Source organism: Cellulosimicrobium cellulans (genome assembly GCF_007679345.1).
Lineage (GTDB): Bacteria > Actinomycetota > Actinomycetes > Actinomycetales > Cellulomonadaceae > Cellulomonas > Cellulomonas cellulans_A.
In genome coordinates this window covers 62,102-74,552 of record NZ_VEGH01000014.1, presented here as the reverse complement: position 1 = coordinate 74,552, position 12,451 = coordinate 62,102, and the positions used below count along the sequence as shown (strand labels likewise).

Annotated in this window: 6 protein-coding genes; 1 reads left to right on the top strand and 5 read right to left on the bottom strand. The window is 76.7% G+C overall.

Features of this window, described 5'->3' with window-relative positions; translation table 11 throughout:
• Positions 1 to 10 precede the first annotated feature (10 nt).
• Complete coding sequence (locus FS882_RS16930; protein ID WP_158374796.1) at positions 11 to 1,378, bottom strand: hypothetical protein; 1,368 nt, start codon at positions 1,376 to 1,378, stop codon at positions 11 to 13.
• A gap of 260 nt (positions 1,379 to 1,638) precedes the next feature.
• Between FS882_RS16930 and eccCa the strand changes: the two genes are divergently transcribed.
• Positions 1,639 to 5,616 (top strand): type VII secretion protein EccCa, encoded by a 3,978-nt coding sequence (gene eccCa, locus FS882_RS16925; RefSeq protein ID WP_158374794.1) that lies wholly within the window; start codon positions 1,639 to 1,641, stop codon positions 5,614 to 5,616.
• A 452-nt stretch (positions 5,617 to 6,068) separates the two neighbouring features.
• On the opposite strand, the gene FS882_RS16920 is transcribed toward eccCa, so the two are convergent.
• From FS882_RS16920 to FS882_RS16905, 4 genes are all read right to left on the bottom strand, one after another.
• A complete protein-coding gene (locus tag FS882_RS16920; RefSeq protein WP_158374792.1) occupies positions 6,069 to 7,871 on the bottom strand; it encodes an RDD family protein in 1,803 nt (600 codons plus the stop codon).
• Positions 7,872 to 7,898: 27 nt separating this feature from the next.
• Positions 7,899 to 8,906: a polyprenyl synthetase family protein gene (locus FS882_RS16915; protein WP_158374790.1), complete on the bottom strand. Its 1,008-nt coding sequence runs from the start codon at positions 8,904 to 8,906 to the stop codon at positions 7,899 to 7,901.
• A gap of 102 nt (positions 8,907 to 9,008) precedes the next feature.
• Positions 9,009 to 10,832: an NADH-quinone oxidoreductase subunit NuoN gene (nuoN, locus tag FS882_RS16910; protein WP_158374788.1), complete on the bottom strand. Its 1,824-nt coding sequence runs from the start codon at positions 10,830 to 10,832 to the stop codon at positions 9,009 to 9,011.
• Entirely contained in the window at positions 10,829 to 12,451 is a 1,623-nt protein-coding gene (locus FS882_RS16905) for an NADH-quinone oxidoreductase subunit M (protein WP_158374786.1), read from the bottom strand. Before FS882_RS16905 ends, nuoN begins: the two co-directional genes overlap by 4 nt.

Sequence of the window (12,451 nt, the reverse complement as noted above, 5' to 3'; positions counted from 1 at the left end):
GCCCGCCGCCTCACGACGTCACCCGCCGCAGGGTCTCGATCAGGTCGGCCGCCACGAGCGCCGCCGGCAGCGCCAGCACGACGCCCAGGCCCTCGACCGCGTCCGCGAACCGCGACGCCACCACCGACTGCCACCCACGACCGAGCGCGACCCCGATCGCGGCCGCGGCCAGTCCGGCCACGACGCACGCGGCGGCGACCGGCACGGCGTCGGCGCCGAGCCGTGGGCCGCCGAGCGCCGCGAGCTCCACGAGCACGAGCGCGGCCGCCACCCGTGGTGCCCACCGCGCGACGGGCCCGCGGGCCGCGCGCGGCTGCAGGGAGAGCACGGCGACGAGGGCGGCCACGAGCGCGACGGCGGCCCACCCGCGCAGCGTCGCCCGCTGCGGGTCGCCCAGCGCGGCGGCGAGCACGACGGGCACCAGCACGGGCGGGACGGCGCAGACCAGCAGCACGCCGGCGTCCGTGCGGCGCTCGGCGGAGTCGACGGTGCGGACGACCTGCCGCTCGTTGACCCGGCCCAGGCCGCGCGGCCGGGGCCCGCGGACGGACGGCGCGGTGCGGGCGACGTGCGCGAGGTCGACGAGCTGCTCGTCGGGCACGGACAGCGCGAGGACGGGCAGCGCGCGCAGGGCGACCGGCGTCAGCCCGAGCAGCACGGCGGCGGCCACGACCCCGGGCAGCCCGGCCAGCAGCACCGCGAGCGCCAGCCCGGCCACCACGCCGACCGCGACGACCAGCACCCCCGCGACGTCCTGGCCCCGCCGCTCCGCCCGGGTGGCGACCCATCGCACCGCGGCGACGGCGGTCGCGGACACCAGCCCGGCGACGAGCGCGAGCCGGCGGTCGGCGGACCCGGCGGGGTCGACGGCGGACACCCCCGCGGCGAACGCCAGCACGGGTGCGGCGAGCGTGGCGGCGGTCGCCGACGCCACGGGCAGCACGGCCAGCGCCAGGGCCGCGGCGCCCAGCAGGATCGCGGCGGCGAGCGCGAGCCAGCCCCGCGCGACGGGGTCGATCAGGGCGACGGCCGCGAGCACGCCCGCCGCGGCCGCGGCGGCGCCCAGCAGCGCCGGCTGCGGGTCGGGCCGCCTCGCGACCCAGCCGGCGCGGGCGCGTGCGGCCCGGCCGCGGGGGCGCGGCGCCGGGGCGACGACGTGCACGACCGCGCCGTCGGACACCTGCGCGGCGACCGGCGCGGCGAGGTCGAGGACGCGACCCGCGGAGTCGAGGGCGAGCATCCCCGGGACGAGCGGCACACCCGCGGCGGCGAGCAGCTCGCCGAGGGTGCGGCCGGCGTCCAGGGCGACGTCGAGGCGGCGGGTGCCCAGGTGCACGGCGACGCGCGTCAGGGGTGCGCCGGTCGCCTGCACCGTCACGCGCTCTCCCTCCGCCGGTCGCGCGCCCGGCGGGGCGTCGGCGGCGGTCCCGCCCGCCCCCGGGCGCGGCGCCAGTCATGCTATGCGGTCAGGGCCGGTCAGCACCCCGGTCGTCCCCCGGTCCGGGCGCACCGCGGCGAGGATCGCCCGGACGGTGGAACGCCGACCTACCCGCGCGCGCCCGTGCGGGTAGGTTGACGCCACAGGAACGTCGGGGGGCGTCTGGCTCCCCGCCCGGCAGGAGGGACCGAGCGCCGACGATGTCGATCGCGCCGCAGCAGGGGACGCGCCTCGAGCCGCCCGCCGTCCCCAGCGGACAGGTCGTCCTGCAGCCCCCGCCCGAGATCCAGGCCTCCGACGGCATCAGCGGGATGCTCGCCAACGCGATCCCCATGCTCGGCTCGGTCGGGTCGATCGTGTTCGTCGCGACCACGCAGCCCGGTCCGCGCGGCTTCATCACGGCGGGCATGTTCCTGCTGGCCTCGCTGGGGTTCGTCGGCGTCAACGGCTGGCGGCAGCGGTCGCAGCACCAGGCCCAGGTCGTCGGTGCCCGGCGCGAGTACCTCGCCTACCTGTCCGACCTGCGGAACTCGGTCCGGCAGGCCGCGAACGCGCAGCGCCGCGCCGCCGAGTGGACCTCCCCCGACCCGCGGGCCCTGCCGGCGGTCGCCGAGGAGCGCACCCGGGTGTGGGAGCGCCGGTCGCAGCACGACGACTTCCTGGTGGCGCGGGTCGGCGTCGGCGCGCAGCCGCTCTGCCTCGACCTCGAGGCGCCGCAGACGCCGCCGCTGGCGCAGCTCGACCCCGTCGCCGCGTCCGCCGCGCACCGGTTCCTGGTGACCCACCGGGTGCAGCAGGGCGTCCCGCTGGCGTTCGACGTCCGGTCCGTCGCCCGCATCGAGATCACCGGCGCCGCCAGCGAGACGCGCGCCCTCGCCCGCGCCGTCGTCAGCCAGCTCGCGACGTTCCACGCGCCCGAGGACCTGCAGATCGCCGTCGTGGCGAGCGACGCCGCCCTCCCCGAGTGGGACTGGGTCAAGTGGCTGCCGCACGCCCACTCGACGCGGACCCGGGACGCCGTCGGCGCCGCCCGGATGATCGGGACCACCCTGGCCGACGTCGAGTCGCTGCTCCCCGAGGACCTCGTCGACCGCCCGCGGTTCGGCTACGCCGCCGAGGCGCCGCTGCCGCACGTGCTGGTCGTGGTCGACGGCGGTCACGTCCCGGTCGGCAACGCGATCCTCACCACCGACGGCGTGCTCGGCGTGACCGTCCTGGAGCTGCCCGACCGCTGGGACGAGCTCGACGAGCCCACGACGCTGCGGCTCAACGTCGGCGGGGCGGTCGCCACCGAGGACGCCGTGCGCGCGCCGGTCGACGTGCTGCGGCTCGGCAACGCGCCGGTGCGGGTCGAGGGCGACCAGATGTCCGTCGCGGACGCCGAGGCCACCGCGCGCCGCCTGCTGCCGCTGCACGTCGAGTCCGGGCCGGAGCGCGGCGACGAGGAGGTGTCGTCCGAGCTGGTCGACCTCCTGGGCGTCGGCGACGTCCGGGACCTCGACCTGGACGTCGCGTGGCGGCCCCGCCTGCCCCGCGACCGGCTGCGGGTGCCGATCGGCGTCACGCCGCAGGGCCAGCCCGTCGCGCTCGACATCAAGGAGTCCGCCCAGCAGGGCATGGGCCCGCACGGGCTCATCATCGGCGCCACCGGCTCCGGCAAGTCCGAGGTGCTGCGCACGCTCGTGCTGGCGCTCGCGATGACGCACTCGTCCGAGGACCTGAACTTCGTCCTCGTCGACTTCAAGGGCGGCGCGACGTTCGCCGGCATGGCGGACATGCCGCACGTCTCGGCGATCATCACCAACCTCGGCGAGGAGCTCACCCTCGTCGACCGCATGCAGGACGCCCTGCAGGGCGAGATGGTCCGCCGCCAGGAGCTGCTGCGCGCCGCGGGCAACTTCGCCAACGTCGCCGACTACGAGAAGGCCCGCAAGGGCGGCCGCACCGACCTGGCCCCGCTGCCGGCCCTGCTCATCGTCTGCGACGAGTTCTCCGAGCTGCTGTCCGCGAAGCCGGAGTTCGTCGACCTGTTCGTGACGATCGGCCGCCTGGGCCGGTCGCTGCAGATGCACCTGCTGCTGTCCTCGCAGCGGCTCGAGGAGGGCCGGCTCCGCGGGCTCGAGTCGCACCTGTCCTACCGGATCGGCCTGCGCACCTTCTCGGCCGCCGAGTCGCGCACCGTGCTCGGCGTCCCCGACGCCTACACGCTGCCGCCGGTGCCGGGCATGGGCTACCTGAAGCCCGACACCACGACGATGATCCAGTTCCGCGCCGCCTACGTCTCCGGCCCGCCGAAGGCCCGGCGCCGGGCCGCGGCCGGCGGCACCGTCGCGGGGACCGGGCTGACCCGGCTGGAGTCGTTCACCGCCGCGCCGGTGCTCGGTGCGGTCGAGGTCGAGCCCGCGACCACCGAGGTCGTGGCGACCGAGCCCGAGGAGTCGCGCGCGACGTTCGACATCGCCGTGCAGCGGATGAAGGGCCAGGGCCCGCCCGCGCACCAGGTGTGGCTGCCGCCGCTGGTCGTCCCCCGCACGCTCGACGAGCTCATGCCCGACCTGGTCGCCGACCCGCGGCTCGGCCTGGTGTCCCCGGGCTGGCGGTCCGCCGGCACGCTCACGGTCCCGCTCGGCACCGTCGACCGGCCGCTGGAGCAGCGCCGCGAGAACCTCACCGTGTCGCTCGGCGGCGCGGCCGGGCACATGGCGGTCGTCGGCGCCCCGCGCACCGGCAAGTCGACCGTGCTCCGCTCCGTCGTCACGGCGCTCGCGCTCACGCACACGCCGCTCGAGGTGCAGTTCTACGTGCTCGACTTCGGCGGCGGCACGTTCGCCCCGCTGGCCGGGCTCGCGCACGTGTCCGGCGTGGCCTCCCGGGCCGAGCCCGACGTCGTGCGCCGGACGGTCGCCGAGGTCGAGTCGATCGTCGACGAGCGCGAGCGGTACTTCCGGGCGCACGGCATCGACTCGATCGAGACCTACCGCACCCGCCGCGCGCAGGGCACCGCCGACGACGGCTACGGCGACGTGTTCCTGCTCGTCGACGGCTGGTCCACGATCCGCGCCGAGTTCGACGAGCTGGAGCCGCGCATCCAGGCGCTCGCCGGCCGCGGCCTCACGTTCGGCGTGCACCTCGTGGCGTCCGCCGCCCGCTGGATGGACTTCCGCACCCAGGTGAAGGACCTGTTCGGCACCCGGCTGGAGCTCCGGCTCGGCGACCCGATGGACTCGGAGATCGACCGCAAGGTCGCCGTCAACGTGCCCAAGGACCGGCCCGGCCGCGGCCTCGCCGTGTCGAAGCACCACGTGCTGACCGCGCTCCCCCGCGTCGACGGCGACTCCTCGCCCGACACCCTCGGCGCCGGCGTCGCGCACCTCATCGAGACCGTCAACGCCGCGTGGCAGGGTCCCGCCGGCCCCAAGCTGCGGCTGCTGCCCGACGAGGTCACGCTCGACCACGTCCGGTCCGACGCCCGCGCCGACGCGCGCCGCCTGCTGCTCGGCATCGACGAGGCCGCGCTCGCGCCGGTCGGGATCGACGTCGCCGAGGAGCCGCACCTGTACGCGTTCGGCGACGGCGGCTCCGGGAAGTCCGCGCTGCTCCGGGCCGTGGCGTCCGAGGTCCGTCGGCTGCACACCCCGCAGCAGGCGCAGATCTTCGCCGTCGACTTCCGGCGGTCGCTGCTCGGCGAGATCCCCGAGGAGTACCTCGCGGGCTACTTCACGACCCAGGACCAGGCGGCGGCCGAGATCGCGGGGCTCGCCGACTACCTCCGCACCCGACTGCCCGGGCCGGACGTGACGCCGGAGCAGCTGCGGTCCCGGTCGTGGTGGACCGGCGCCGAGGTCTACGTGATCGTCGACGACTACGACCTGGTCTCGACCACCACGGGCAACCCGCTGCAGCCGCTCGTGCCGCTGCTCGCCCAGGCCGGCGACGTGGGCCTGCACCTGGTCCTCGCCCGCCGGTCCGGCGGCGCCGGGCGCGCGATGTACGAGCCCGTCCTGCAGGCGCTCCGCGACCTGGCCGCCCCGGGCATCGTCATGTCCGGCAGCCCGGACGAGGGCGCGCTGGTCGGCGGGGCGAAGCCCGTGCCGTCCGTGGCCGGGCGCGCGCAGCTGGTGACCCGCGACGAGGGCCGCCAGGTCGTCCAGCTGGCCTGGACCCCGCCGACCCTCTGACGAGCGCGCGGCTCCCGCCGGCGCCGTCCCGCCGCCGAGAGCCGCGGGTAGCCCTGCGCGGGGAGCCGTCCGCGCGTCGGCCGGGCACGGTCCCGCCGCCGACTGTGCAAACGACACGTCGAGAGTGCATCCGCCGCATACCCACTCGACGTGTCGATCGCCCACTCGATGACGCGTCGGCTGCTCGCCTGTGGGATGCGTGCGCGGGTGGAGCGACCGGCGGGGCGGCGCTGCGGAGTGGGCGGCGCGGCCGGCCCCGGTCCCCCCGGCCCCGGGGCGGCGCGCCTGCCGGGAGACCCGGCTGCGACCATGCTGCCGCCGGGGGCGCGCGTGTCACCTCATCCGCACGGGGTGAGCGTCGCCCGCCGGCTCCCCCGACGGCGAGGTCGAGGGTTCTCGGCGACGTCGAGGGGTTCTGCGGGGTCTCAGGCGGGAAACGCTCGACCTCGGCGTCAGGCCGTGGTGACGGTGATGCGGCGGCTGCCCAGGACCAGGGTCCAGCCGGCGCCGACGCGGGCCGGTTGCCCGGGCGGGAGGCTCCAGGGCTTGCCTGCCGCGTCCAGGAGGACCGTGCCGTTGGTGGAGCCGCGGTCGAGCACGTCGAGGCCGCCGTCGACCGGCCAGAACGCCAGGTGGGTCGAGGACACCGACTGGCCCGGGTCGTCGATCGTGACCAGGTGGGCCCACTGCTCGGTCCCCGGGACCGGGCGGCGACCCACCAGACCGGGACCGGTGACGGTGATGTGCTCGCCGGTGTCGAGCACGAGGGCCAGCGTGGACGCCGCGTCGAGCGAGCCCGCCCACCGGCCGACGCGGGTGTGCTCCAGGTCGCCGAGGCTCGCCGTCGGGACGGTCGTGTCCGGCAGGTCGACCGGGGCGTCGGCCGCGGGCGCGGGATGCGTGGCCGGCGAGGGGGCGGACGATGCCGCGTGCCGCGGCGCCGTCGCTGGAGGTGCCGCCGCGGGATCGGGAACGGGCACGGTCGGCTGAACGGGCACGTCGGGCGGGGTCGCGGGCACGTCGGGCGGGGTCGCGGGCACGTCGGGCGGGGTCGCGGGCACGTCGGGCGAGTGCGACGCCGACGCCGGCACCGAGGGCGGCACGGGCAGGACCGGCGTGCGCGACTCCGACGCGGCCGAACCGAGCGACTCCGACGCGGGCGACCCGAACGGCTCGGACGCGTCCGGCGACCGCGCGTCCGACATGGGCGGAGGCGGCACGTGCAGGTCCGCCGCCGCGAGGCCGGGCGCGTGCAGGCCCGCCGGGGCGCCGGGGGTCGACCCCGCCGCTGAGGCGGCCTGTTCGCCGGCGGGGCTCTCGGTCCGCGGCGTCGAGGCGTCCGCGCCGGCGGACGTCCGGGTTCCCGGCGTCGGCGCGTCCGCGCCGGCGGGCGGCCCGGACGTCGGGGCGGCGCGCGGGGCCGCCGGCGCGGAGGGCTCGGGGGCGGTGACCGCGGCGGACCGCGGCGGCCCGGACGTCGGGGCCGTGGGACGGGTCCCCGGTGCCACGGGGGCGGGCGCCGGGTCCTCGCGGCGGGGTGCACGGGCGCGCAGCACGAGGGTGCCCGCGGCCTTGTCGTGCCAGCCACGCTGCTCCGGGCCCTCGTCCCAGGCGCCCGAGCCCGCGACGACGTAGACGCCGACGCCCCCGAGCAGGACGCCCAGCGCCTGGACCACGCTCCGCACCAGCACCGCCCACAGACCCGGCGCGCGGCCGGTGCGGGCGGACACGGTGCGGGTGCCGAGCAGGGCGCCGCCGACGGTGCGGCCCCCGAACGCCTCGGCGAACCACTGGCCCGCGGCGAGCAGCAGCAGGAGCAGGCCGGGCACCAGGAGCGCGCCGACCGAGCCGTCGGAGCGCAGCGCGGGCAGCACCGCGAGCAGACCCGCGCTGCCGACGAGCACGGCCAGCGCCTGGTCGACCAGCAGGGCGACGAGCCGGCGCCACACCGGCGCGACGGCATCGTCCACGTCGGCGCCCAGCGACCAGCCCGGCGCCGCGGCCGCCCCCCGTCCCGGCCCGGGCGGCTCCGCCCGCAGCGACTCGCCCGCGCGTGCCGGTGCGGACGGCTCCCTGCGCACGGCGCCCACGGTCGGCGCGCTCGCGCTCGCCGCCGCACCCGGCGCGCTCACCGCCGGCACCCGCGCACCGCACGCGCCGCAGAACGCCGCGCCCGGCTCCAGCACCGCGCCGCACACGACGCAGACCCCGGCCGCGCCCGCCCCGGCGTCCCCCGCCGTGGTCGGCGTGCTCATCCCGCTCCCCCCGAAGCCGTCAGCGGGTCAGGACGCCCGGTCGACCAGGGCGTCCGCGAACGACACGAACGAGTCCTTCACGGGCCCGTCCGGCAGCGGCGCGAGCAGGTCGACGGCCTCGGACACGAGCGCGGTGGCCCGCTCCCGGGTCTCGCGGACCACGTCGTGCGCACGCAGGTCGGCGAGCACCTGGGCGAGCACGCCGTCGTCGGACAGGTCGCCGTCGAGCCGGGCGACGAGGTCGGCGTCGGCCGGGTCGGCGCCGGTCGCGGCGCGCTCCCGGAGCAGCAGCACCGGCATCGTCGGCACCTGCTCGCGCAGGTCGGTGCCGGGGGTCTTGCCGGAGACCTCGCCCTCGGAGGTGAGGTCGAGGACGTCGTCGGCGAGCTGGAAGGCCACGCCGATCCGCTCGCCGAACGCGGCGACGGTCTCGACGGCCTCGGGCGACGCCCCGCCGTACATGGCGCCGAGCCGCGCGGACGTGGCGATGAGCGAGGCGGTCTTGTCGGCGAGCACGTGCAGGTAGTGCTGCACGGCGTCGTCGTCCGCGCCGGGGCCGGTGGACTCGTGCAGCTGGCCCAGGCAGAGCCGCTCGAACGTGCCGGCCTGGATGATGACGGCCTCGGGGCCGAGGTGCGCGACGGTGCGGGACGCGCGGGCGAACAGCAGGTCCCCGACCAGGATCGCGACGTTGTTGCCCCAGACCTCGTGGGCGGCGGGTGCACCCCGGCGCAGCGGCGCGGAGTCCATGACGTCGTCGTGGTACAGCGAGGCGAGGTGGGTCAGCTCGACCACGACGGCGGCGTCCAGGACCTCGTCCGCGGCCGCGGTGGCGCCGAGCTCGGCGGCCAGCAGCGTCAGCAGCGGGCGCAGGCGCTTGCCCCCGGCGTTCGCCAGGTGGTGCGCCGCGTCGTCCACGAGCGGGTCGGCGTACGCGACGGCGGTCCGCAGGCGCTCCTCGACCAGGTCGAGTCGTCCCGCGATGCGCTCGGCGAGCGCGGGATCGGCGAGCGGCAGGGTGGTCGGGGAAGTCACGGGACGAACCTATCTGGCCGGGCGGGCCGGGGCAGAACCGACGCGGCCGTGCGCCCGGCCACGCAGGTGGTCGGGCGCACGGCCGCGTGCGGTCGAGGACGGTCAGGGCAGGAGCTGGGCGACGCCCGCGACGGCGTCCAGGACCGGCCCCGGCAGCACGCCGAGCAGCACGGTCAGCACGGCGCAGGCGCCGATGGCGACGACGGCGAAGCCCTGCGAGGCGACGACGACGGCGCCCGGGCGGGCCTCGTCGTCGGCGTCGTCGCGCGGGCCGCCGTGCGGGCTGGTGAAGAACATCAGCACGATGATCCGCACGTAGAAGAACGCGGCGGCGGCCGAGGCCAGGACGCCGACGACCGCGAGCGGCCAGGCGCCGCCCTCGACGGCCGCGGAGAACACCGCGAACTTGCCGGTGAAGCCGGCCGTCAGCGGGATGCCCGCGAACGACAGCAGGAACAGCGCGAACGTGGTGGCGAGCACCGGGTTGGTCCGGCCGAGGCCGGCCCACTGGGACAGGTGCGTGGCCTCGCCGAGGATCGGGCCCTCGGCCTCGACCGGCGGCTCCTCGCCGTCGGCCCCGGCGACCGCGGGCCGGTCGACGCCGTCCCCGGCCCCCGCTCCCGCCCCGGCGCCGGTCCCGACGACGTCCGCCGTCGAGCCGGCCGACGCGCCCGCGCGCGCCGACGACCCCGCGGCCGCCAGCGCCGGCACCCGCGCACCTGCCGCGCCGGCCGCACCGGCCGCGCCCACCGCGCCGGCCGCACCCGACCGCACCGCCCCGCGCTCCCGCACGAGCGACACGATCCCGAACGCCCCCACCGTCGCCGCGCCGTACGCGAGGAGGTAGAACAGCACGGCCGTGATCCCGGACTGCACGAGCGCGACCACGCCGGTGAGCACGAAGCCCGCGTGCGCGATCGACGAGTACGCGAGCACCCGCTTGACGTCGGTCTGCACCAGCGCGACGACCGTGCCGACCGCCATGGTGGCGATCGCGACGGTCCACATCACCGGTTCCAGGTCCCAGCGCAGGTCGGGGACCACCGTGTAGAACACCCGGACCAGCGCGCCGAACGCGGCGACCTTGGTGCAGGCGGCCATGAACCCGGTGATCGGGGTGGGCGCGCCCTGGTAGACGTCCGGGGTCCAGGAGTGGAACGGCACCGCGCCGACCTTGAACAGCAGGCCGGCGAGCACCAGCAGCGACCCGGCGAGCAGCAGCCCGTCCATGCCGGTCACGGTCCGGACCGCCTCGGCGATCTCGGCGTACCGCAGGGAGCCGGAGAACCCGTAGAGCAGCGCGATGCCGAACAGCAGCAGCGCGGACGCGAACGAGCCCAGCAGGAAGTACTTCATGGACGCCTCCTGGCTGAGCAGGCGGCGCCGCCGGGACAGCCCGGTCAGCAGGTAGAGCGGCAGCGACAGCACCTCGAGCGCCACGAACAGCGTCAGCAGGTCGCCCGTCGCCGGGAAGATCAGCATGCCGCCGGTCGCGAACAGCACGAGCGGGTAGACCTCGGTCTGCTCCAGGCCGGCGGCGCGCGCCGCCTCCTCGTAGCCGGACCCGGGCACCGCGGCGCCCTGCGGGGCGAACGCGTCCTCGCCCGTGGCCGTGCGGTCGGCGATCACGAGCACGGCCAGCAGCGCCAGCACGGCGGTGATGGCCCAGAGCACGAGCGTCGGGCCGTCGACGAGCAGCGACCCGCCGAGCACCTCCGCGCCGCCGGTGTCGGCGACGCCGTTCCAGAGCGCGGCGACCGCGACGACGGCGGCCGCGAGCGCGACCAGGGTCAGCGTCAGCTGGACGACGCGGCGCACGCGGCGGGGCACGAGCGCCTCGACGAGGACGCCGACCACGGCGGCGCCGAGGACGATGAGCACCGGCGCGAGCTGGGCCCACGCGATGTCGGGCACGGTGAAGCTCACTGCTCGCTCCCCTCGGAGTCGCCGTCGACGGCGATCGGCATCTCGACCGCGGGCGGCTCGCCGCCCACGTGCTCGATGGTCTGCGCGGCGGGCTCGTCGACCAGGCGCAGCGCGGGCGCCGGGTAGAAGCCGAGCACCAGCATGATCGCGATGAGCGGGCCGACGACCCACCGCTCACGACCGCCGATGTCCCGGGTGCCGGCGAGGTCGCCGCGCACCGGGCCCGTGAACAGGCGCTGGTAGGTCCACAGGACGTAGACCGCGGCGAGCACCACGCCGAGGGTCGCGACCACCGCGGCGGCGCGGTTGGTGCCGAACGACCCGACCAGGACCAGGAACTCGGACACGAAGGTCGACAGGCCGGGCAGCGAGAGCGCGGACAGGCCGGTCACCAGGAACACGCCGGCGAGCACCGGGGTGACCTTCTGCAGGCCGCCGAAGTCCTCGATGCGGGCGGAGCCGCGGCGGGCCGCGAGGAACCCGACCAGCAGGAACAGCGCGCCGGTGGAGAGCCCGTGGTTGACCATGTAGAACGACGAGCCGGCGACCGAGGTCGACGTGAAGGCGAAGATGCCGAGCACGATGAACCCGAAGTGCGAGACCGAGGTGTACGCCACGAGCCGGAACAGGTCCTGCTGCCCGATGGCGAGCAGCGCCCCGTAGAGGATCGAGACGACGGCGAGCGCGATGATCACCGGCGCCGCCCAGCGGGACGCCTCGGGGAACAGCGGCAGGCAGAGCGTGAGCATCCCGAACGTGCCGACCTTGTCCAGCACGCCGACCAGCAGCGTCGAGGTCCCGGCGGGCGCCTGCTCGGCGGCGTCGGGCAGCCAGGTGTGCACCGGGAACATCGGGGCCTTGATCGCGAACGCGACGAAGAACGCGAGGAACAGCCAGCGCTCGGTCCCCACCGGCAGGTCGAGCCCGGTGAGGTTGTCGGTGAGGAAGCCCTGGGGGCCGCCGGGACCCTGCAGGTAGAGGGCGATGACGCCGGCCAGCATGATGAGCCCGCCCGCGAGCGAGAACAGCAGGAACTTCACGGCCGCGTACCGCCGCTGCGGGCCGCCGAACGCGCCGATCATGAAGTAGACCGGGATCAGCATGGCCTCGAACAGCACGTAGAACAGGAACACGTCCCGGGCGGCGAACACCGCGACCATGAACGCGGTCAGCACCAGGACGAGCGCCAGGTAGTGCCGCAGCCGCTCGGTGGGCAGCGCGCCGGAGCCCTGCTCCCGCCAGGCGGCGAGGATCACGACCGGCACGAGCACGACCGACAGCAGCACCAGCGCGAGGCCGACGCCGTCGACGCCGACCGCGTACGAGACGCCGAGCTGGGAGATCCAGGCGTGGGTCTCGGACAGCTGGTGCACGCGGGAGGCGCCGGTGTCGAAGGCGAGCAGCGCGCCGACGCCGAGGGCGACCTCGACGAGCGAGACGCCGAGGGCGATCTGCCGGGTGTACCGCCGCGGCCCGGCGGTGACGGTGCCCTCGGCGTCGGCCGGGACGGCGGCGCGCGAGCCCCGCGGCAGCAGCCACAGGACGAGCGCGCCGACGAGCGGCCACACGATGAGGAGGGTCAGCCACGGCACGTCCGTGGTGGCGACGGAGGACGACAT